Annotated in this window: 18 protein-coding genes and 3 pseudogenes; 14 read left to right on the top strand and 7 right to left on the bottom strand. The window is 29.6% G+C overall.

Annotated features, from left to right (window positions below; all coding sequences use genetic code 11):
* From B2S02_RS04290 to B2S02_RS04240, 11 genes and pseudogenes are all read left to right on the top strand, one after another.
* Window positions 1-1,224: a polysaccharide pyruvyl transferase family protein gene (locus B2S02_RS04290; protein ID WP_346920346.1), complete on the top strand. Its 1,224-nt coding sequence runs from the start codon at window positions 1-3 to the stop codon at window positions 1,222-1,224.
* A gap of 98 nt (window positions 1,225-1,322) precedes the next feature.
* Window positions 1,323-2,849 (top strand): lipopolysaccharide biosynthesis protein, encoded by a 1,527-nt coding sequence (locus B2S02_RS04285; RefSeq protein ID WP_346920345.1) that lies wholly within the window; start codon window positions 1,323-1,325, stop codon window positions 2,847-2,849.
* Window positions 2,850-2,919: 70 nt separating this feature from the next.
* On the top strand, window positions 2,920-4,095 hold the full coding sequence (locus tag B2S02_RS04280; protein ID WP_346920344.1) for an NAD-dependent epimerase/dehydratase family protein: 1,176 nt from the start codon (window positions 2,920-2,922) through the stop codon (window positions 4,093-4,095).
* Window positions 4,096-4,586: 491 nt separating this feature from the next.
* Window positions 4,587-4,692, top strand: a pseudogene (locus B2S02_RS18235) (DapH/DapD/GlmU-related protein); the annotation flags it as partial.
* Between the two features lie 78 nt (window positions 4,693-4,770).
* Window positions 4,771-5,928 (top strand): Coenzyme F420 hydrogenase/dehydrogenase, beta subunit C-terminal domain, encoded by a 1,158-nt coding sequence (locus B2S02_RS04270; RefSeq protein ID WP_346920342.1) that lies wholly within the window; start codon window positions 4,771-4,773, stop codon window positions 5,926-5,928.
* 56 nt (window positions 5,929-5,984) lie between these two features.
* Window positions 5,985-7,133 carry a non-hydrolyzing UDP-N-acetylglucosamine 2-epimerase gene (wecB, locus tag B2S02_RS04265; protein ID WP_346920341.1) on the top strand — a complete coding sequence of 383 codons (1,149 nt, stop codon included), beginning with the start codon at window positions 5,985-5,987 and terminating at the stop codon, window positions 7,131-7,133.
* 40 nt (window positions 7,134-7,173) lie between these two features.
* Window positions 7,174-8,280, top strand: a pseudogene (locus B2S02_RS04260) (UDP-N-acetylglucosamine 4,6-dehydratase family protein); the annotation flags it as partial.
* Window positions 8,281-8,655: 375 nt separating this feature from the next.
* Window positions 8,656-9,636, top strand: coding sequence for an Rpn family recombination-promoting nuclease/putative transposase (locus tag B2S02_RS04255; protein WP_346878694.1), 981 nt, complete (start codon window positions 8,656-8,658; stop codon window positions 9,634-9,636).
* A gap of 268 nt (window positions 9,637-9,904) precedes the next feature.
* On the top strand, window positions 9,905-10,243 hold the full coding sequence (locus B2S02_RS04250) for a HepT-like ribonuclease domain-containing protein (protein ID WP_346885470.1): 339 nt from the start codon (window positions 9,905-9,907) through the stop codon (window positions 10,241-10,243).
* Window positions 10,244-10,525: 282 nt separating this feature from the next.
* A complete protein-coding gene (gene tagD, locus B2S02_RS04245; protein WP_346878695.1) occupies window positions 10,526-10,933 on the top strand; it encodes a glycerol-3-phosphate cytidylyltransferase in 408 nt (135 codons plus the stop codon).
* A gap of 286 nt (window positions 10,934-11,219) precedes the next feature.
* Window positions 11,220-11,432: pseudogene (locus tag B2S02_RS04240) on the top strand (polysaccharide biosynthesis protein); the annotation flags it as partial.
* Window positions 11,433-11,517: 85 nt separating this feature from the next.
* On the opposite strand, the gene B2S02_RS04235 reads toward B2S02_RS04240, so the two are convergent.
* The 4 genes from B2S02_RS04235 to B2S02_RS04220 all read right to left on the bottom strand — a co-directional run bounded on the left by B2S02_RS04235 (window position 11,518) and on the right by B2S02_RS04220 (window position 13,658).
* Window positions 11,518-11,865, bottom strand: a complete 348-nt coding sequence (locus tag B2S02_RS04235) for a zinc ribbon domain-containing protein (RefSeq protein WP_346880202.1) — start codon at window positions 11,863-11,865, stop codon at window positions 11,518-11,520.
* A 33-nt stretch (window positions 11,866-11,898) separates the two neighbouring features.
* The gene (locus tag B2S02_RS04230; RefSeq protein WP_346920340.1) at window positions 11,899-12,750 is read right to left on the bottom strand and encodes a zinc ribbon domain-containing protein; all 852 of its coding nucleotides are present in this window, start codon (window positions 12,748-12,750) and stop codon (window positions 11,899-11,901) included.
* Window positions 12,751-12,779: 29 nt separating this feature from the next.
* Window positions 12,780-13,166, bottom strand: a complete 387-nt coding sequence (locus tag B2S02_RS04225; RefSeq protein WP_346877331.1) for a DUF2085 domain-containing protein — start codon at window positions 13,164-13,166, stop codon at window positions 12,780-12,782.
* 144 nt (window positions 13,167-13,310) lie between these two features.
* A complete protein-coding gene (locus B2S02_RS04220; RefSeq protein ID WP_346920339.1) occupies window positions 13,311-13,658 on the bottom strand; it encodes a zinc ribbon domain-containing protein in 348 nt (115 codons plus the stop codon).
* A 395-nt stretch (window positions 13,659-14,053) separates the two neighbouring features.
* Between B2S02_RS04220 and B2S02_RS04215 the strand changes: the two genes are divergently transcribed.
* Window positions 14,054-14,203, top strand: coding sequence for a hypothetical protein (locus B2S02_RS04215; protein ID WP_346920338.1), 150 nt, complete (start codon window positions 14,054-14,056; stop codon window positions 14,201-14,203).
* 65 nt (window positions 14,204-14,268) lie between these two features.
* On the opposite strand, the gene B2S02_RS04210 is transcribed toward B2S02_RS04215, so the two are convergent.
* Complete coding sequence (locus B2S02_RS04210; RefSeq protein WP_035129150.1) at window positions 14,269-14,697, bottom strand: CBS domain-containing protein; 429 nt, start codon at window positions 14,695-14,697, stop codon at window positions 14,269-14,271.
* Window positions 14,698-14,986: 289 nt separating this feature from the next.
* Here B2S02_RS04210 and B2S02_RS04205 point away from each other — a divergent pair, with 289 nt between their 5' ends.
* The gene (locus tag B2S02_RS04205) at window positions 14,987-17,824 is read left to right on the top strand and encodes a cell wall-binding repeat-containing protein (protein ID WP_346920337.1); all 2,838 of its coding nucleotides are present in this window, start codon (window positions 14,987-14,989) and stop codon (window positions 17,822-17,824) included.
* Window positions 17,825-17,997: 173 nt separating this feature from the next.
* Here the strand turns inward: B2S02_RS04205 and B2S02_RS04200 are convergent, their stop codons facing one another.
* A complete protein-coding gene (locus B2S02_RS04200; protein WP_346920336.1) occupies window positions 17,998-20,022 on the bottom strand; it encodes a methyl-accepting chemotaxis protein in 2,025 nt (674 codons plus the stop codon).
* 363 nt (window positions 20,023-20,385) lie between these two features.
* On the opposite strand from B2S02_RS04200, the gene B2S02_RS04195 reads away from it, so the two are divergent.
* Entirely contained in the window at window positions 20,386-21,201 is an 816-nt protein-coding gene (locus B2S02_RS04195; protein ID WP_346920335.1) for an SGNH/GDSL hydrolase family protein, read from the top strand.
* 340 nt (window positions 21,202-21,541) lie between these two features.
* Here the strand turns inward: B2S02_RS04195 and B2S02_RS04190 are convergent, their stop codons facing one another.
* Complete coding sequence (locus B2S02_RS04190) at window positions 21,542-22,120, bottom strand: sigma-70 family RNA polymerase sigma factor (RefSeq protein ID WP_346920334.1); 579 nt, start codon at window positions 22,118-22,120, stop codon at window positions 21,542-21,544.
* Window positions 22,121-22,484 lie beyond the last annotated feature (364 nt).

Genomic DNA, 22,484 nt, shown 5'->3' with positions numbered 1-22,484 from the left:
ATGAATAAGAAAATAAAAATTGGTTTATTTGGTATGTATGGTTTATATAATTATGGATGTGAAGCTATTGTTAGAGGTACTTATAAATTAATAAAGAATACATGGCCGGACTGTGAAGTAGTATTATATACATATTTCCCTAAAGAAGATAAAGAAATAATAAATGATTTAAATATTACAGTAAAACATGTTCCTATGAGTAAAAATATGTTGTTAAGACGTATAGTTAATAAAATTTTAAGAATCATATCAGTACAAAGGCAATTAAAGCTTTGGAATGCAGAATCTGTAGCAGATGAATGTGATATTATTTTTTCTGTAGGAGGAGATATTTATACTATACCTAAACATATTATAGATAATAATAAAGAAACTAAACACAGTGCTATTGTTGAGTTTGATAAAACTATTTTAAAATATAAACCATTAATAATATGGGGAGCATCTATAGGACCTTTTGGAGAAAAGGAGGAAGTTAAGGAATATTATTTTAATCATCTAAAAGATATCAAACAAATATTTTGTAGAGAAGAAAGGACATTCAATTATCTAAAGAATAATAATGTAGTATCTAACTTGCATTTATGTTCTGATCCGGCGTTCTATGTAAAACATGCAAATGATAATATAAAGTATCATAAATCTAATAAGTTAAGAATTGCATTAAATCTTAGCCATTTATCTATAATGGAGCAAATAGGTGAAGATAATAAAGGATTCAAAGAGCAAATATGTAACACTATTAAAGATTTACTAACTATACAAAATACAGAGATAATATTAGTACCTCACGTATTAAGTCCATTATCTAAAAAAGATAATGATTTAGTTTACTTGAAAGAGATTTACGATAGTATACCTGAAGATTATATAAAGTCTGTAAGTATATTAGAAAATGCCAAAGGATTTTTAGGAACGAAGGAATTCCTTAAAACGTGTGATATTGTTATAGCTGCGAGAATGCATTGTGCAGTTAATGCGATTTCTGAAGGGGTGCCAACAATATTTTTGACCTATAGTCAAAAGGGACTAGGTATGGCAAATTATATCTATGGTCATTCTAGATGGTCTATTCCTCTAATAGACATAGAAAAAGAATTAAAAAGTAAAACATTAGAAATGCTCTCTAATAAGGAGATTATATCCGAAAAAATTAATCAGCGTATTAAAGAAATTCAAAGCGAAGAACAGGCAATAGTTGAATTATTTAAAAATATAGTATAATAAATAGTAAACTTGAAACTTTACATTAAAATGTGACTTTTTTATGGAGTACATAAAGTAAAGGTGTACTAGTGATCATTGAAGGACGAGGATTATTTATGAAAATTAATCAATTAAAAGCAGGAGCTATTATATCATACATATCAATGTTACTTGGATATATCATATCCATAGCATATACGCCTATTATGATTCGACTATTAGGGCAAAGTGAATATGGTCTTTATAATTTAGTAGCATCGGTAGTAAGTTATTTAGGATTGCTTAGTTTTGGTTTTGGTAGTGCTTATATGAGATATTATTCTCGTTATAAGGTTAATAATGACCAATACAATATAGCAAAACTCAACGGAATGTTTCTGGTTGTTTTTTCTGTAATAGGATTTATTGCTATGTTATCAGGATTAATTTTGGTTTTTAATATAGAGCCAATACTTGGTAAACAACTTACAGTGAATGAACTTCATACAGCTAAAATATTAATGATAATAATGGTATTTAATTTAGCCTTATCGTTCCCAGTTAGTGTATTTAAATCCTATATTATTGCTAATGAAAAATTTATTTTTCAAAACTTATTACAAATGATTAAAGTTGTTGCGAATCCATTTATAATGTTACCAATTTTATTAATGGGATATAAATCTATAGGAATGGTAATTGTAACAACTATTCTTACTATGAGTATAGATTTATCAAATTTAATTTTTTGTTTCAAAAAACTAAAAATCAGATTCGTATTTTATCAATTTGATTTTTCATTGATGATGGAAATGACAGTTTTTTCATCATATATATTTTTAAACATGATCATAGATCAAATAAATTGGAATGTGGATAAATTTATTTTAGGTAGATTATATGGAACTGTAACTGTAGCTATATACGGGTTAGCAGCTCAATTAAATACGTATTATTTATCATTATCCACTGCTATTTCAAATGTATTCATACCTAAGGTTAATAGAATGGTTGCAGCCGAAAGTGATAATTTAGAATTAACATCTTTATTTACCAGAATAGGACGTATACAGTTTATAATATTAGCCCTGATATTATCAGGTATGACAATATTTGGAAAACCATTTATCATTATGTGGGCTGGTGTGGATTATCATGAAGCATATCCGATTGTATTAATATTAATGATTTCAGCAACTATACCTTTGATTCAAAACATAGGAATAGAAATTCAAAAGGCTAAGAATATGCATCAATTTCGATCTGTTGTTTACTTTTTAATTGCTATAGGAAATTTGTTTATAAGTATTTATCTTGCAAAATATTATGGTGGTATTGGGTCAGCAATAGGTACAGCAATTGCTCAAATAATTGGTAATGTTATTATAATGAATATTTACTATAGTAAAAAAGTAGGGATAAACATTAAATATTTTTGGAAAGAAATTTTTAAGTTTATTCCATCGTTAATCATTCCTACTATTCTAGGGATAATAATATATCAAACTTTAGATTTATTTAATATTAAAGTTTTTATAGTTGCAGTATTAATATATTTAATTACATATATAATTTCAATGTGGTTAATTGGTATGAATAAATTTGAGAAAGATTTAGTGAGAGGGCCATTAATGAAAATGAAGATACCTATTGTAAATAGGTAAAATGGTTACTTATAGAAGCAGGTAAATTATTTTTATATAATAAATATATGAATGAGAAGAGAGGATACTGATGAAAGTAATGTTAGTTGGGGGTACAGGAGTACTCAGTAAGGATATAGCAAGACAGTGTATAGAAGATAAAATAGATTTATATATGATTAATAGAGGAAAAAGATTACAATATGCACCAGAAAATGTACATGTTATAATCGGAGACATTAGTAATACAATAGGTTTAAAAAAAGAACTTGAACATTTGGAATTTGATGTTGTAGTTGATTTCTTATCATATACACCTAAACAAATGTTAAAAACATTGGAGTTGTTTCGTAATAAGTGTAAACAGTATATTTTTATTTCATCGGCTACTGTATATTCAAAGGATAATCCAGAGGAAGTCATCACTGAAGAAACACCTTTGACAAATTACGATTGGGATTATTCAAAAAATAAGATAAGTTGTGAAAAAATACTTGAAGAAGAGTCTAGAATTAATAATCTTCAATATACAATTGTTAGACCTTATATTACATATGGAACAACAAGGATTCCATTTGCATTAATTAGTAAAAATAAACAGTGGACATTAATTGATAGAATTCTTAATGATAAGCCTATTGTAATGTGGGATGATGGAAAAGCAATATGTACTCTTACACATACAGAAGATTTTGCAAAAGGTGTAGTTGGCTTATTTGGAAATCCTAATGCTATGGGACAAGCATTTCATATTACTTCAGACGAACATTTAAGTTGGCAAGAATCACTTGAAAAGATAGCAGATGTGGTAGGTAAAAAAGTAAAAATTATACATATACCTTCGCAAATTATTGAAAAAGAAATTGTAGAAATGCGAGGTGAATTGACTGGAGATAAATCGATAATGAGAAAATTTGACAATACAAAAATTAAGTCAGCAGTTACTAATTTTAATTGTCAAACTATGTTTAGTGAAGGAATAAAAAATACAATAGAACATTATGAATCAAATCCCCAATTAATGTCAATTGATCACTATTGGAATGCTCAAATTGATATTCTAATTCATAGATATTATAAAAAATACATGAATGAGATTAAGAGTAACAAGACTTTTGAACCATATAATTCTAAAGCAATAAATAATATTAATTATATTAAGTCTCTTGTTGTTGTTGTGTTTTATAAGATTTTTAATAAAATGAGATGGTTTCTAACAGGAGTGAGCTTACGAATTAAAAGACTTAGCAACCGAATAAAAATATAGTACATATTGAAAGAGGATTTAATAAAATGAAATTAAGTAATGCAATTAAGTATATTATGAACTTACAAATTTTATCATTTTTAACTTTTAATAAACTAGATAGAAGATTCACTATTGAATCTAAAGGACGACTGTTTCCACAAAAAAAAAGTTGTTTTATTCTTCATAAGAAATCTCGAATAGTTTTGAAAGACTTATTAATTACTAACGCAAACTGCATGAGAAAAAATGGAAGAAGCACAATTATAAGATTAGATGAAGAATCAAGATTAGATGTTAATGGAAGATTTTCTGTATTTTATGGTGGAGATATAATAGTTTTTAGAGGCGGACAGCTTATTTTAAATGGTGGATATGTTAATTCTAATATAAAAATACGATGCCATGAAAGGATAACCATTGGTGAACAGGCAAAAATTTCACATGATGTAACAATTATGGATTCAGATGCACATCAAATTGATTATGAGGGCTACCAGATGACAGCACCAGTTGAAATTGGAAAGAATGTATGGATAGGTTCAAGAGTAACTATTCTTAAAGGTGTTAAAATAGGTGATGGTTCAATTATTGCAGCAGGTTCTGTTGTTACTAGAAGTATTCCATCCAACTGTTTAGCAGCAGGTGTTCCTGCGCGAGTAATTAAAGAGAATATTAAGATTGGAGATTAATATTATGGTAAATAGTTTAGAAAAAAGTCTTTGTACTGGTTGCTATGCATGCTTTAATATTTGTCCTAAACGATGTATATCGATGGAAGAAGATAAAGAAGGTTTTGTATATCCAGTGATAGATGAAAATATTTGTATAAAATGTAATATGTGTGAAAGAGTTTGTCCAACATTAAATAAAAATGAAATTACTGATAAAAAGGATACACCTAATATCTATGCAGCATGGTCATTAGATGAAGAGGTTCGTTTTAATAGTACTTCAGGAGGGGTATTTACTGAACTTGCTAAAAGCATAATTAAAAATGGTGGATATGTGGTTGGAGCAAAATATAATGAATTTCATCAGGTAGAACATACTATAATTCATAGAATTGAAGATATTTCACTTTTGAGACAATCTAAATATGCACAAAGTGTTGTAGGGAATGTTTATATTAAAATAAAAGAGTTGCTAGACAAACAAAAGATAGTAATGTTTTGCGGGACTCCTTGTCAAGTAGCGGGAATACAGAGATTTCTAAAAAAGTCCTATGATAATCTAGTGCTTTGTGATTTTGTATGTTTAGGAATAAATTCACCAAAAGTATATAGAAAATATTTATCAATGTTAGAAAAACAATATAATTCAAAAATTAAAAAAGTATGGTTTAAGAATAAAACTTATGGTTGGAATCGATTCAGTACAAAGGTTGAATTTGAAAATGGGAAAAACTATTTAAAGGATAGAAACTCTGATTTGTATATGGGGGGATATATCAAATACACATTGTACGTTCGTCCAAGTTGTTATGAATGTCAGTATAAATATATACCACATGATTCGGACATTACATTAGCAGACTTTTGGGGTGTAGGTAATTTTGATAAAAAGTTAGATAACGATCAAGGAACATCTTTAGTTATGATAAATTCTAATAAGGGGGATAAACTTTTTAATGGCATTAGAGAATATATTTTTTGTATGGAGAGTACTATAGAAGCTGCATTGCCTAATAATAAGCGTATTTTATCCCCAGCAGAAAAGGTTGATTCCCGTAAGGTTTTCTTTGATAATATTGATAAACTTCAATTTGATAAATTAATATATAAGTGTTTCAGAATAGAAAAAAGTAATCATTATATGAGAAGAGTGAAGAAATTTTTTAAAATAGAAAGATGATAAAATATACGCTAAAAATTAAAATGGGTAAAAAATATATGTGAGGAGGATAAAAAATGAATAAAAAGGTAATGCTTGTTTTCGGAACACGACCAGAAGCAATAAAAATGTGTCCTTTGGTGAGGGAACTAAAGACTCGAAAAAATATTAAAACAATTGTTTGTGTATCTGGACAGCATCGTCAAATGCTTGATCAAGTACTCGAAGCATTTGATGTTGTGCCTGATTATGATTTATCTGTAATGAAGGATAAACAGACTCTTTTTGATATAACAACAAATATTCTTAATGGTATAAAAACTGTATTAGAAGAAGTAAAACCTGATGTAGTTTTAGTTCATGGTGATACTTCAACTACTTTTGTAACTTCTCTTGCATGTTTTTATATGCAGATACCGATAGGCCATGTTGAGGCAGGACTCAGAACCTATAATATTTATTCACCATATCCAGAAGAATTCAATAGACAAGCTGTCGGAATTATAGCAAAGTATAACTTTGCTCCAACTGAATTATCAAAAGAGAATTTACTTAAAGAAGGCAAGGAACCTAACTTTATATATGTTACTGGAAATACAGCTATCGATGCACTGAAAACTACTGTTAGAGAAGATTATACTCATGAACAACTTAAATGGGCAGAAGGTAGTAGACTTATTATGATAACTGCTCATAGAAGAGAAAATCTTGGCGAGCCTATGTACAATATGTTTAAGGCTATTAAAAGGATAGTAGATGAAACAACAGATATTAAGGCTATTTATCCTATTCATATGAATCCTGCAGTAAGACAAGCTGCAAATGAAATTCTTGGTGATTGTGATAGGATAAGAATAATTGAGCCACTTGATGTATTAGATTTTCATAATTTCCTTTCTAGATCTCATTTGATTTTAACTGATAGTGGTGGAATTCAAGAAGAAGCTCCAAGTTTAGGTAAGCCTGTGCTTGTTATGCGTGATACCACAGAGAGACCTGAAGGAATAGCCGCTGGTACGTTAAAATTAGTGGGAACTGATGAAGAGATTATTTATAATACATTTAAGTTATTACTTGAGGATAAATTAGAATATGAAAAAATGAGCTATGCAAGTAATCCATATGGTGATGGTTTTGCAAGTAGGAGAATAGCAGATATTTTGGAGGATCTAGGCACTTCTGTCCAAGAAGCTGAAACATTAGAGGAAGTTGCTGCTTCAAAATAGTCTTTAAATACTAGGAGATTGAAATATGAAGGATATAGATATTAGGAATTTATTAGGTAGGGATACAATACAACTTAAATCAGAGCACATTGATAGGTATATCAAGGATAAGGTTATTCTTGTAACCGGCGGTGGAGGAAGTATTGGTTCAGAGATAATTAGGCAAATAACTAAATTTTCACCAAAGAAAATTCTTATTTTAGATATATATGAAAACAATGCTTATGATTTACAAATGGAGCTTAATAGAGACTGCCCCCAGGTGTGTAAAAGTGTGATAATTACTTCAGTGAGGGATTTAGTTAGAATGGATCAGGTGTTTTGTCAGTATAGACCTGATGTGGTATTTCATGCTGCTGCTCATAAGCATGTGCCTTTGATGGAAGAGAATATGGCTGATGCAATTAAAAACAACATAATAGGTACCTATAATGTTGTTAAGTGCGCCCATAAGTATGGAGTAGATAAGTTTGTATTAATAAGTACAGATAAAGCTGTGAATCCTACTAATATAATGGGAGCTACTAAGAGGTTTTGTGAACTTATAGTACAAGCTTTTAATGAAGTTAGTAAAACTGATTTTGTAGCTGTGAGATTTGGAAATGTTTTAGGGAGTAATGGTTCTGTGATACCACTATTTAAAAGGCAGATTGATAAAGGTGGTCCTGTCACAGTAACACATCCAGAGATAACTAGGTTCTTTATGACTATACCAGAAGCAGCTCAGCTTGTAATTCAAGCAGGAGGCTTTGCCGAGGGTGGAGAAATATTTGTCCTTGATATGGGTAAGCCAGTGAAGATGGTGGACCTAGCTAAGGAATTAATAGCTCTTTCAGGTTATAAGCCAGAGGTTGATATAAAGATAGAGTATATAGGTCTAAGACCTGGAGAAAAACTTTATGAAGAACTACTCATGGATGAAGTTGCATTAACTTCTACAGAACACGATAAAATCTTTGTAGAAAAACCTAAAGAAGCAAATATAACCTTCATAGAATCATCTATAAAAGAATTTAAAAACGTAGACAATATGCCTAAAGAAGAAATTATAAAATTAATGAAAGAAAAGGTTCCTACTTACTACCCTATGGGGTTAGATTACGGGGTATCCCCAATAGCTGAAATCTCGCAAACCCTTGCTACGTAAACAACTAGTTAACTAGTTATATAGTTTTATAGTTAAATATGGATAAAGTTATAAAGTTAACTAGGTTTATAGCTTTATATTTATATAGTTTCCTAAGGAAAATTTTAAATAGTTAAATATAATAAAATGTAATGGGGTAAGACCCCATTACATTTTATTACACAGACTCTGTTCAATGAAAGAAGAATATTTATGTATTCTTCTTTTTTGTGTGATCAGCATTTATGCTGAGCCGGTAGGCTGAAAGAATTTAGCTTCCCCACCGGGGCTTGCTAATAGAAGAAACTAAAAACATAAAATATAGTGCAGTTTTTAATGAGTTTGGTTATAATATAAGTAAGTAAATATATTTTAAAATGATAGGTGAAGAACAAAATGAAGATAAAAAAAGAAATACATCATATACATGATAAAAGTTATAAGGATTTATTTTCTAATAAAGAAATTTTAATAAATATGGTTCAAAGTTTTGTTAAAAGTTCATGGGGAAAAGATATTACAAAAGATAATATTGAGTTAGTAAATAAGTCATATATTCTTTCAGACTATGAGGAGTTAGAATCTGATATAGTTTATAAGGCTACAATAGAAAATAAAGAAGTTATATTTTATATTTTGTTAGAATTTCAGTCATATGTGGATTATAGTATGCCTATAAGATTATTTTTATATATGACAGAAATATGGAGAGAAGTTTTAAAAAACACTAAAAAAGTAGAAGTAAAAAGCAAAGACTTTAAATTACCAGCAATAGTACCTATAGTGTTATATAATGGTGAATATAAGTGGACAGTAGAGAAAAAGTTTAAAAATGTTATAAGCAAAAGTGAATTATTTGGAAATAACATAATCGATTTTGAGTATATATTAATAGATATAAATAAATATGAAAAAGAACAATTAATGGAACTAAAGAATATAGCATCAGCAGTGTTTTTATTAGATCAAAAAGTTGACATTGAAGAATTTATAAGTAGAGTTAAGGATATTGCCATAGGATTTAATACCTTAAGTGAAGAACAAAAAATCATGTTAAGGCGTTGGCTAAAGAATACTTTATCAGATGAAATTAAAGATAAATTAGGAGAAAGAATAGAAGATATTTTAATTGCAAATAAAGAGGAGGTGGCTATCATGACTTCTAACATTTCAAAGACAATAAAAGAAACTTTTGAAAAAACAAGAGAAGAAGGAATTCAAAAAGGAATAGAGGAAGGTATCGAAAAAGGCATCGAAAAAGGCGAAAAAAATAAAGCTATAGAGATAGCTAAAAACTTATTAGATATTTTAGATGATGAAACTATTTCTATGAAAACAGGCTTAACAATAGAAGAAGTAAAAAGATTAAGAGACTAGCAAATTAAAGTTAGTCTCTAATTTGTTTCTAGGAGACTTAACTTTAGTAGTAATAAGGGTTTACACCGGGAAGAACATAAGAACATAAAAACATGAAATCTAGTGCAGGTTTTAATGAGTTTGGTTATAATATAAATAAGTAGATTTAGAGAGTGGAGGATATTATAAATATAAAAAAGAAAAGCTAGAAGAAAAGCTTGTAGAAAGTAAAGTCTTTTTAGTGAGAATATGAGAGTGTTTAAAGAGAAATCCAAATAGTGATGATGAAATAGTAGATGAAGCCATGATATCTTACTTTAATTCTTTCTGTGAATTTATATTAGATATGTGTGAAACATATTTAGTAGCAACAGAAAATTATATACCTAATAAATCAGGAGTTGATATAATAGAATTATCATCAAACTTTGGATTCATATCTTCAGAGGATTCTAAGAAACTTCAAGGAATAGTGAGACTTAGGAATAGACATACTCATGATTTTTATCAAAGGAAATTAGTAAGGAAAAGAATTATAGCTATATGCAAATTTGAAATGATAACTTTAGATTTATTTCTAGAAACATCTTCTGAAAAAATAAGATTAGTTGTTAGTGACAAAGGTTAAGAGACTAGCAAATTAACTTATGGAGGTAATGTTTTATGAATAAAGTAACTTTAATTGGTAATGTAGTAAGGGAGCTAGAATTAAAAACTTATGATGGTTCCGAGGGGGAGGGAAGCTATATTAAGATAAATCCCTTAATAATGATAAAATAATTAGAAATTATGTAATAGCACTTGTCAATATTATTCCAGACAGTTGCTGATTACCATATATAGTATTATAATAAGTAATAAAGGGAAATATAAAAAATAAAGCAATTTATTTTTTGGGAGGAATTTAATAATGAAAAAAGTAATTACATACGGCACATTTGATTTATTGCATTATGGTCATATAAACATATTAAAGAGAGCCAAAGAGCAAGGAGACTATTTAATAGTAGCTTTATCGACAAATGAGTTTAATGAAGTTAAAGGTAAGAAGTGTTATTTTTCATATGAGGAGAGAAAAAAATTATTAGAAGCAATTAGATATGTGGATTTAGTTATTCCAGAAAATAATTGGGAACAAAAAATTCATGATATAAAAGAATTTCATGTAGATACTTTTGTCATTGGAGATGATTGGGAAGGAAAGTTTGATTTTCTTAAAGAATACTGTAAAGTTATATATTTAGGGAGAACTCCTGAAATATCAACAACTAAAATAAAACAGGAACTAGGTATAGGACAAGTTGCGATAGGTAAATAATATACATTATCATGGGACTAGTTATTGATTTACTAGTCCTAATTTTATTGTCTAAGATATAAATAAAAACAGTATAAGTTAAATAATTAGGAAGCTCAAGGCAAGCCTTTTGCAATGACCCTCGGGGGATGTGAATAGAATGTTAATATAGGACGGAAAGTATGGTAAAATGGTATATTTGATACCAAAGAAAATCTAGATAGTAACCTTATTAAAGTGCAATTCTGCAATCGTGTATAATGTGGTTACAAAAACTAAAGGTGAATATATGTAATTTTGGATATATAATGATTATGATTTACAAATGGAGCTTAATAGAGAATGTCCTCAGCTGTGTAAAAGTGTGATAATTACTTCAGTGAGGGATTTGGTGAGAATGGATCAGGTATTTTGCCAGTATAGACCTGATGTGGTATTTCATGCTGCTGCTCATAAGCATGTTCCTCTGATGGAAGAGAATATGGCTGATGCAATTAAAAACAACATAATAGGGTTATATTTATATAGTTTCCTAAGGAAAATTTTAAATAGTTAAATATAATAAAATGTAATGGGGTCTGACCCCATTACATTTTATTATATTATTAGTAAGGCGTACTACATGCTAGTGCAATTATAAAGAAGAATATATATATAGCAACGGTAAAAATGATTGAAGCTATGAATCCAAACAATGACCATTTACCTATAGCATCTGAACTTCTTGGTTTATTATCCTTCCACATAAAATAAACTATTATTCCAACGATAGGAAAGCAACAAGCTATTATATTTGCAATGGTGTCAGGCTCATCTTTTACTATTGGATGGCCATAATTATATGAATTATTATTATTCATTGATTGCTGGTTATTTGGATTTGTAGCATTGCCACATTCAGGACAGAAGGTGACGTTATCTAGAATTTCTTTTCCACATTTAGAACAATACATATGCGAATCCTCCTTAAAAATTAAGTTAGTTTTTTATTTGATTTTTGGGTTACCACAGTGTATACAGAATTTAGCATCAACACTTATTACTTTTTTGCAATTATTACAAAGAGTTTCATTTTCATCCATATTTGAAATGGCATTTGTATCACTCGCTATAGGAGTACCACAAGTTGTGCAGAATTTACTGTCAGGGTTAAGTGGGGTTTTACAGTTTCTACAAACATTATCGAGATTATCTAGTACAAGTTTTTCATTAAAGTTTATAGAATTTGTGATAACTCTCTTTTTAAATATCAATTTACTAATAAATAAAGTTAATGAAACAAACAATATAAGTATTGGAGAATACTTAAGGTTTCCAAAAATGAAATCACCCAAGCCAGTAAAATAATTATCATTAAAAGTCATACTCAATACAAAACATCTGATAAAAGAGTATAATGAAAATGATGTTATAATCCCAAGGGTTATTAATAATATTTGTATAACTAAGTCAATAGTTTTAGATTTATTTTTGAAATATGAACTTATCAAGTATGATATTAGAATCGTAATAATATATATTCCGTAATAACATAATTCTAATAATAAGAATGGCACATTATCTATGCTAATATCATTTTTGAACATATTTATGGGTATAGCTAAAATTGGACCTAGAAATAAAAAAATGCAAGTACTTAATCCCACGTCTAAGATGTTAGAGGAAGCATACCCTATAAACACTAGAATTGCTAAGAGAAAGCATAATATAACTTCATAAAGTACATCATTAAAAGGTACAAAATCTATAATTAAAGATGTAATTATAGCTATAGAAGTGGCAATGGCAAGACAAATTATTTTTTTAGTATTAATGGATTTTTTATCATAATTAATCATTCTATTTAATTCCTCCAATGAGGCATATATTATAGGCCCCTCAAAATTTTTTGTAATTTAACTCCATGACTATAACCAAGTTTTCCAATAAAAATAATAATATATATTGTAGCAATGCCAGCTAAAATACCTGTGATTAGCCTTCTTGTATTTGTACTTGTCCACTTTCCTAAGTATTGTCCTATACCATCAATTCCGATAGGTATCAATAGAACAAAACTAAACATCAAGGGTATTTCTATGAAAAATGCCATTAGTAATGCTATTAAGTATCCAATTAATATACCAGTGCAACGAGCACAAATAGGAAACTGCTTTCCTTTATAAAAGAATGAACGCTCAGGTAGCTTGTGACATATAAAAAGATAGTCAAGTATTTTCATATTTTGATTTTTTCCTTTCTCATTAAAACCCATTAGTTGCTAGCCTAAACACAATGAATAATATGTATACAATTATGATTTTATGCGGATTTTGATTAAAGTAGTAGCTAATATATTAAGCTACTACTTTAATCAAAACATTATAATATAAAAAATAATTAAAAGTTTACAGTTATTCTAGTAAGAAGAAAATGAACTTCCAGCTAAGCCTAATATAATACAGAGTATGTATATAATAACTACGGCAATAACCCCACCGAGGGCCCATTTGCAAACTGCACTTGAACTCTTTGGTTTTGTATCCTTCCAAACTAAATAAAGTACTAGTCCAACTATTGGAAAACAACAACTTGCTATGTTTGCAAGGGTGTTTGGCTCATCGTTAACAATTGGTTGCCCATTGTTATATGTATTTTGAATATTTCCCATTGATTGTTGTTGGCTAGTTGGATTTGTATTATTGCCACATTCAGGACAGTAGATGGCATTGTCAGGAATTGATTTCCCGCATTTTGAACAAAACATGTATATATCCCCCTTAAAATTAAAATATTGTATAAATTCCATTAACAATTGTATCATTTATTGTAGAAATAGTAAACAATTTAGGTACAAAAGTAACTCCCTAAGCCTGCTGAGGCAAAATAAGACATATTCACGGTTTATTCATAATTATTGTTGTACTTATAGTAAGTGGATGCAGCATAACGGAGCCCATTTAATTCCAGGAACTCTTTTTTCTCTACAACGAGCATTTATGGTGAGCCGGTAGGTAGAAAGAATTTTGCTTCCTAACCAGGGTTTGAATTTATCAAATTAAAGGAAATTAAAGGAGATTAAAGGAAATTATAAGAGAAACATTAAAATATATAGATTAAGCTTATAATCATGATAAAATAAACATAGAAGATTATAATGAGATGACAATAATAATGGATGATATTACGAAATTAATTAAAGATAGTGGAATAGATATTGATATGCTCTATGATGTTATAGCCTTATGTACTTTTGGAAGTTATTTATTAGCAATAGAAAATTATATACCTAATAAATCAGGGGTAGAATAGCGTTAGTTTACTATGGGGTCAGATTTGTTCCATAAAATGGGATAGAGTCTGACCCCAATTTTAAATTACATTTGGTTACCTGTTGGTTCAGATATACTCTTAAGAGCATCTTGGGCATTGTCAGAAAGAATAGGTTCAAGGGAAATATCTCCTAGTGAAACAATACCTACAAGACTATTATTTTCTACGATTGGAAGTCTACGTATCTGTTCTCTACTCATTATTTCAGCAGCATCATGAACATCCATTTCTGGGTTCCCTACAGTAGGGTTTGAAGTCATGATATTTCTCACTTTTGTTTGAGCTGAATCCTGACCTGAGGCTACAGACCTTAAAGCAATATCACGATCAGTAACAATACCATTTATCATTTTGTTACTACATACTGGTATGGAACCAACATTATATTGTTTCATAAGTTGAGCAGCTTTTTCAATAGAATCCTCTGGGGTTAAACAAGCAACATCTTTTGACATGATTTCTTTTACTTTCATAAATTTCACCTCCATATATAGAGTAACCAATTAAATTATTATTTATTAGCTTGATATGCTGAAATTTTTGTGAAATTCATACTAGATATAGATCTATATATCAGGCTATAAAGGTCAATAAAGTCTAAAAGATTTTTAAATTAGCCTAAAAAATTCAAAATATCCTAAAAACAACCTATAAATTATAGCAAAATAGTTACAATTTTTTAATATTTATGGTAATATGATAAATAGGTGTTGACTGAATTATTAAAGTCAGACCATTCGCTAGAGAAATGAGGGGATAATTATGGGAAAAAAACTAATTTCACTTATTTTAGGCTTATCATTAACTTGTACTGTTTCGGCACCTGCCTTTGCTGCAGAATTAGAGGTAGATAAAGAAACAAAAAAAGTACAAGCTATAGAGAAACTTGAAAAGCTAAGTGATGAAACAGTGGAACTAAAGGTAAATGATGGACAAGTCTTTTTATCAGGAGAGCTTTCTGATAAAGAAGTTCCAGGCGAGGGTTCAGCAACTAAATTTTTAGAGGAAAACAAAGAGCTCTTTGGAATTGACAATACAAAAGAGGAACTAAAGGTTGTTGAAGTAAATAAAGATGACATAGGAGATACTTTTGTAAAGTTTGCACAAGTTATTGAGGGAACAGAAGTAGATAACAGTTTAATAAATGTGCACTATGATAAAAATGGAGTTATAGTTAGTGTTAACGGTAACCTTGAAGAAAATAAAGAAATCACTACTCTTGGTAGTAAGGTTATTTCTCCTGAGAAAGCTATTGAAATAGCAAAAAGTCAATTTGAATTTAAAAAATTAAAAAAGACGCCAAAGGCTGAAAAGCTAGTAATAACTGAAGATGGTGTGAACTATGAAGTTTACAAAATAAATATTTTCTTTATGGAGCCTACCATAGGATGTTACGATGTTTATATTGAAGTTAATTCTGGTAAGGTAATAAAAACAGAAAATAAGATAAGATATAATACTTCAGTAACTGGAACAGGTATTGATGTTCTAGGAAAAACTAGAGAGCTAAAGTTAAGTGAATATAAAGATGAAGCTGAAGATAAAGTACAATATGGAATGGTAGATTTAACAAATGTAGCCACAGAAGCTATAGCTACCTATGATGCGAAAAACAGCACTGAGGAGCAATTTAATATGTTTTTAGTTTCAAATACTACTAAGGAGTTTACAGCTGAAGAACATAAAGCTCCAGTAAGTGCTCACTATAATGCAGATAAGGTAATAGATTTTTATAAAAATTTATTTAATCGAAATAGTATAGATAATAAGGGCATGGCAATAGAATCAATTACTCATCTTGGCTCAAATTACAATAATGCCTTTTGGGCTGGAGATATGATGTTTTACGGTGATGGAGATGGAGAAGAATTTACATACCTAAGCGGAGATTTAGATGTAGTTGGTCATGAAATGACTCATGGATTAGTAGAGTATACAGCTGGACTTGTCTATGAGTATCAACCAGGTGCATTAGATGAATCTATGGCTGATGTGTTTGGAGTACTTATTTCAACTTATGATAAGTATAATGTTGCTAATGGAGGAACTTGGAAATTTAACTCAGCTGATTGGGTTGTAGGAGATGACATCTATACTCCTAACATTCAAGGGGATGCTTTAAGAAGTTTAGCAGATCCTACCATATATGGTCAACCAGCTCATATGGATAATTATTGGGATCTTCCTAAGACAGATGATGATGGTGGAGTTCATAGTAATTCAGGGATTCCAAATAAAGCAGCATATAATATAGCTAAAAGTATAGGAATGGATAAGACTGCAAAGATATATTACAGAGCATTAACTCAGTACATGCATGCGGATACTAATTTTCAACAAGCAGCATACTGCCTTGTACAAGCTGCAGCTGACTTATATGGAAAAGGATCTAATGAGATCACTGTAATAAAGAATAGTTTTGCTTCAACTGGAGTGGCATATAAAGGACAGAAACCAGTTATTTCAGGAGCTACAGCTAAGAATGCAACAGTTGGAAATGTGTTTGATACAAAAGCTGGAGTTACAGCTGCAGATCTTGAAGACGGAATCTTAACTTCAAAAATAGCTGTTAGTGGAACCATAAATACAAATAAAGTAGGTAAATACACTTTAACTTATACAGTAGCAGATAGCGATGGAAACAAGGTAAGTATACCTAGAGTTATTAATGTTGTTGCTAGAAATGTACAAATTAATGCATTAATAGGTACTGATAGATACGATACAGCAGTTAGACTAAGTAAGGGTCAATTTACAACTGCAAACACTGTAATGATAGCAAATGGTGGAGCTTTAGCAGATGGATTAGCTGCTACACCACTAGCAACCTTTAAAAAAGCACCTTTACTTTTAACAGAAGCAAGTAGTCTCCCAGAAGGAACTAAAGGTGAAATAAAGAGATTAGGTGCAAAAAATGCTATTATTGTAGGTGGAAGTGGAGTAGTTAATGACAGTGTAATAAAGGATTTAAAAGCACTAGGTGTAACTAACGTGGAGAGAATTGGTGGAAAAGATAGATATGAGACATCTTTAGAGATTGCTAAGTATATTGATAAAAATTGCTATGAAGTAAGTAAAGTAGTTATAAGTAATGGACATGGTGAAGCAGACGCTCTATCCATAGCTTCCGTAGCAGGTAGAGATAAGATGGCAATAGTTTTAGTAGAAAAGGATACAATTCCAACGAAAGTTTATAGTTGGTTACAATCAGAATCTCTACAAAATGCCTATATCATAGGTGGTACTGGGGTAGTTTCTGACAATGTACTAAGTAAGGTTAATGGAATCACTTCAGGAAATATAACAAAGAATAGATTAGGTGGCAAAGATAGATATGCAACTAATGCCATGGTTATAGATAAATTCTATGGAAGTGTTGTAAATAAAACTTATATAGCAAAAGGATATGAATTAGTAGATGCTCTAGCAGCAGGTCCAGTTGCAGCCCTTAATGGATCACCAGTGGTTTTATCAGATGATGACTTAACAACAGAACAAAAAACTGTACTAGATAAGAGATTTGGAAATATAATCATAAGAACTGGTGGTGGAATTGCAGATAAAGCAGTAAATTCTTTAAAAAGTTGCATTCAACAGTAATTAAGTAATAGAGTCCAAGTATGGAGGATACTACTATTTCTTAGACTTGAATATAAAGCTGGTGTGGTATTTCACACCAGCTTTTGTTATGTGTAAATCATTAGTATGTATGCTGAGCTGTGAGGCAAAAGAAACCAGAAGTTCATGTTTAAAAATTTTATAAATTTTGCTTTTTAAACTTTAAATTTCATAATAATTGTTTGTAAGTTTTGTGCTAAGTTTGATAGGTTTTCACTAGAATTTGCAATTTCTTCTATAGAGGCAACTTGTTCTTCCATGGATGCTGTTGCTTCTTCAGTTGCAGCCGCACTTTCTTCAGCAAGGGATGAAAGCTTTTCTAAAATATCTAGTATTTCATATTTTGTTTTTTCCATATTTTCTCCTGAAACATTTAACTGTTTAACTACTTTTCCAGATTCTTTCATTGATTCAGCAATTAACATATACTTATCTCTAGTATTAATTACACTACTAGCTTGTTCTTTAGATATATTAGATAGCCTTTCCATTGTATTTACAGCATTTTTAGCATTTTTTTGCAATTCATTAACCATTCCATCAATCTCTTTTGTAGAAGTTGAAGATTGTTCGGCTAATTTTCTGATTTCATCTGCTACCACTGTAAAACCTCTACCTGCTTCACCGGCTCTTGCTGCTTCTATTGCTGCGTTTAATGCTAATAAATTAGTCTGTTCTGCTATAGAGGCAATGACATTACTTGCTTGTCCAATTTTATTAGAACTATCATTAGTTTTTAATATAACTTCATATATCTCTTTTGTTGCATCATTGCTTTCTTCTGTTATTTTTGATAGGGTATCAATGTCATTTAAACCCTCATTAACCACTTCTGTTACCTTCATTGAAGCAGTATTTAAATTTCTCACATTTTTCTGATCTTTTTCAATAATTTCTCCTAATATAGTAGCTTTTGAAGAACCTTCTTCTGTAATTAGTGATTGTTCAGAGGCTTCCATTGCTATTTCTTCTACTGTTTTTGATACTTCGTCTACAGCTATGGCTGATTGTTGTGAAGTAGCCATCAACTCCTCTGAAGCAGCAGTAACTTGTTCAGAAGAATCACTGACTTTGTCAATAATATCCCTAAGATTTTTAATTATGCCTTGTAGAGCTTGGGCTAAGGCTCCAATTTCATCATTTTTTTTAAGATAGTCTTCAGAAATATCTTCTGTAATATCTAAATTAGCTATTTTTTCTGAATGTTTTATTGTTTTTATAATAGGTTTAGTGATGGATTTACCAATTAAATATGTAATAGCAATACTAATAAATAAAATTATAGAAGTAACTATTATAATTGTTCTTTGTAGCCTAGGAATTGCAGATAAAACCTCACTCTTGTTGGCAGTAGTAATAAATATCCAATCAGTACCTTCAATAGGAGCAAATCCAGCATATAAATCATTACCTTCAAGGGAATAGGTGCTAACTCCTTTCTTATCTTTCAATGCTTTCTGAAGTAGCGTAGACATTGAGGTTAGACTTTTATCTTTTTTCATTTCTTCAGACGGATTAAACTGATTTAATACTTTTTCCCTGTCTGGATGAGCAATTATTGTTCCATTACTATTAATAATATAGCTATATCCTTCATCACCATATCCAATATCATCTATAATTTCACTTAAAGCATTTCCGTCTCTACGCCCTATTAAAGCACCTATAACTTTACCCTCTCTCTCAATAGGGGCTGCATACATTAAAACAATTTCATTGGTTACACGACTAATTAATAAGTCGGATACATTCACTTCGCCATTTAAAGCCTTTTTTACATATTCTCTATCACCTAATTGGTTAGTTGATCCATTTGAATAACGGGCAGTACCATCAGGATCAACCACAGCAATATCAAGAAAATTTAGTCCTTCTACTTGTCTTTGTAGTATAGGTTGTTGTAATGCCCAATCCATGCTCTTAATTTTGTCTAATAGAGCTATTGTTTTTAAGCACTGTTCTTGAGTCTCACTTCTACTCTCTGTTACTCGTGCTCCTTCGGCTGCTAGTGAAACTAGAGATTTTTCTGCTTCTTTTGTAAGAGCAATATTAATATTTTGCGTAGAAATCATCTCTAATGAAATTGATGATAATAAAATTAGCACAGAGAAGTAGATAACTAATTTTGTTTTAATACTTTTTATTTTAAACTTCCTTTTAAAGTTTTTTAGATTTTTCATTTTCATCCCTCCATTTAATTAATCTATAGATTTTGGTTTTAATAACTACTACTTAAGGGTAGATATTTATAACATGCTAGATGCAACATAGTGTAAATAGGTTACTTTAAAAATAAATATTGCAAAATATGTAGTTTGTATTCCAATTCATATTATAACAAATTATCCTATAAAACAACAGAATTAAAATATTTTATACAAATAATACTAATTTTTTAACTTAAACAATCAAAAAAATTAGGCTTAAGTTGTTAACTAATGAAGCTTAAACCTATAGAAATTGAAGATAGGAGTTCTAAATTTCAATATTACTTTGAAAACATACAAATATAGGATATAATATACTGGTAAGGAGGGGAATATATGAGAAAAGATAGGATACAAACCATATTATGCATAGTATTATCCGTTGCGTTAATTGCTACTTTAGCTTTAGGTATAAATAGATCTAAGAAGGAAAAAGAAAAGATTTTAGAAAGTAAGAAACTATATGAAAGCTCAATAAATCTAACATCTAAACTGGAAGAAGAGAAAAAAGAAGGTAATGTTAAGAGAGAAACCAAAGGAAGTGAAGAAAAGTTCATTTTGGAAGGAAAAACTCTACTTTCTCTTGGAGATGGAGTTTCAAAAGGAAGTACATATCAAGAAAAGGTAAAAACTCTTTTGAATTTAAAAAGTGTAACAAATAACTCTAATAATGGCTTAGTTATGAGTAGTATGCTTAACTTAATTAATGGAGAAGCCCTCAAGGATATAGATATTATAATTATTATGGTAGGTACTAATGACTACACTAAAGGAAGAGCTCTAGGAACTAAAGATGATGGGGGAGAAGTTGAATCTTTTTACGGAGATGTGCAAGCGGTTATAAATACAGCACAAAAGGCTAAGCCTGAGGCAAAATTTGTATTTTTAACTCCATTAAAGCATGGATATATTGAAGGACAGCCAAGCTATCCTGATAAAAACAATATTGATCTTGGTCTAGAGGATTACTCCATGGCAATTAAAGAAGTATGTAATAAAAATTCTATACCAGTAATAGACTTATTTAATGAAAGTGGAATAGAAGCAGATAACATAGCTGATTATACTGTAGATAATATGAACCTAAATGAAGCTGGAAACGAAAAAGTAGCCAAGACTATCAGCGAAGGTTTAAAGGAGATATTTAAGTAGGATATACTAAAGTTGATACACATAGTAGATATGCATAATAATATTGTAGTTTTGTGATATATATATAAATTCTTATTCATGACAAGTTAATCATTTGAAACTAAGATTTAATGAAGAAATTCTAAAGCTCCTACTTAGTAAAATTGCTTACCTTCACCATTCGCCTTCGTGGCTCAGTGTTCAGCTCTTGCCTTCCGTGGCAAGAATTACAGCAATTTTACTACTTGGAGCTAAGAATTTTTAACATTAAATTTTCAATGGTTTCTGCATTGATTAACTTTTGTCATTTCTAAGAATTTTCATTAGGAATTATTTAAATTGCTTATTATTTTGAAAGTATTTATACACATAAAGAATTAAGTGAAGACCTTAGCTTGTTAAGAGCTATGGTTCTTCTTTTTGCTGCTGTTGAATAGTTAAGGTTTCTGGATTTTGAATAATCTTTTAGGTTGCCTTCACAATTTATGTATATGAAGGTTATTAGATCTCTTAAGTTATCTTGGAGGTTGTCCACTTCTCTTTTTATAAGTTTATACATTTCTTTTTCTATAAAACTATCTTCAGTTGATGCATCAGCTATTAAAGTATCCTCTATTCTAAGGTTAGTTTCAATTGGAGCTTCGATGGTTTGTACTTCATTATCTTTTGCTCTTTGCCTTATTAGGTAATTAAAGTTATTTTTTATTGCATAGGATATATAAGCTGTAAAATTGCCTTTTTCCGGAGTGTATTTTTCAAGGCAACGTATTAAGGTTATGTTTCCCATTTGAATTAAGTCTTCCATTTCATAGCCTCGGACATGAACCTTTGAAGCTTCTTTAATTATTAGGTATTTGTATTCATTAATCAATTCTTCCATTGCACTTTGGTCTTTATTTTTTGCTTTTAATATAAGATTCTTTAAATTGGAATAATCCATAGATATAACCCCCTAAAATACTTTAATAATATATATGCATTTTTTTGAAAAAGTGGAAATATAACTGATAAAAAAATTTTAACACAAACATTAGTTTGTGTAAATATACAATTGAAATATTTGGATAAAAAATATCTGAACAAAATATTTGAATAAAAATATCTGGATTAAAATTTTAATTTTATATTTATATGTTTTCTTATAATATATAGTGAAAGAGGAACAATATATATAAGGGAAATATACAAGGGAGAAATATACAGGATATTGATATACTGTATTAGTTGATAATTAAAACAGAATAATATATATTATCAAGAGATAAGAGATTTAAATGGTTTGAATATATTCTTTCTGTATTATA

The organism is Clostridium sp. UBA7339 (assembly GCF_002470865.1).
GTDB lineage: Bacteria > Bacillota > Clostridia > Clostridiales > Clostridiaceae > Clostridium_J > Clostridium_J sulfidigenes.
The sequence above is the reverse complement of the archived record's forward strand: the minus strand, read 5'-3'. Positions and strand labels throughout refer to the sequence as shown.

Bases quoted from the DNA above. Each gene is read 5' to 3' on its own strand.
- B2S02_RS04205 (WP_346920337.1), top strand. From the start codon at position 14,987: ATGGGAAAAAAACTAATTTCACTTATTTTAGGCTTATCATTAACTTGT.
- wecB (WP_346920341.1), top strand. From the start codon at position 5,985: ATGAATAAAAAGGTAATGCTTGTTTTCGGAACACGACCAGAAGCAATA.
- B2S02_RS04215 (WP_346920338.1), top strand. From the start codon at position 14,054: ATGACAATAATAATGGATGATATTACGAAATTAATTAAAGATAGTGGA.
- B2S02_RS04235 (WP_346880202.1), bottom strand. From the start codon at position 11,865: ATGTATTGTTCTAAATGTGGAAAAGAAATTCTAGATAACGTCACCTTC.
- B2S02_RS04200 (WP_346920336.1), bottom strand. From the start codon at position 20,022: ATGAAAAATCTAAAAAACTTTAAAAGGAAGTTTAAAATAAAAAGTATT.
- B2S02_RS04290 (WP_346920346.1), top strand. From the start codon at position 1: ATGAATAAGAAAATAAAAATTGGTTTATTTGGTATGTATGGTTTATAT.
- B2S02_RS04195 (WP_346920335.1), top strand. From the start codon at position 20,386: ATGAGAAAAGATAGGATACAAACCATATTATGCATAGTATTATCCGTT.
- B2S02_RS04190 (WP_346920334.1), bottom strand. From the start codon at position 22,120: ATGGATTATTCCAATTTAAAGAATCTTATATTAAAAGCAAAAAATAAA.
- B2S02_RS04280 (WP_346920344.1), top strand. From the start codon at position 2,920: ATGAAAGTAATGTTAGTTGGGGGTACAGGAGTACTCAGTAAGGATATA.
- B2S02_RS04270 (WP_346920342.1), top strand. From the start codon at position 4,771: ATGGTAAATAGTTTAGAAAAAAGTCTTTGTACTGGTTGCTATGCATGC.
- tagD (WP_346878695.1), top strand. From the start codon at position 10,526: ATGAAAAAAGTAATTACATACGGCACATTTGATTTATTGCATTATGGT.
- B2S02_RS04255 (WP_346878694.1), top strand. From the start codon at position 8,656: ATGAAGATAAAAAAAGAAATACATCATATACATGATAAAAGTTATAAG.
- B2S02_RS04220 (WP_346920339.1), bottom strand. From the start codon at position 13,658: ATGTTTTGTTCAAAATGCGGGAAATCAATTCCTGACAATGCCATCTAC.
- B2S02_RS04210 (WP_035129150.1), bottom strand. From the start codon at position 14,697: ATGAAAGTAAAAGAAATCATGTCAAAAGATGTTGCTTGTTTAACCCCA.
- B2S02_RS04230 (WP_346920340.1), bottom strand. From the start codon at position 12,750: ATGATTAATTATGATAAAAAATCCATTAATACTAAAAAAATAATTTGT.
- B2S02_RS04285 (WP_346920345.1), top strand. From the start codon at position 1,323: ATGAAAATTAATCAATTAAAAGCAGGAGCTATTATATCATACATATCA.
- B2S02_RS04225 (WP_346877331.1), bottom strand. From the start codon at position 13,166: ATGGGTTTTAATGAGAAAGGAAAAAATCAAAATATGAAAATACTTGAC.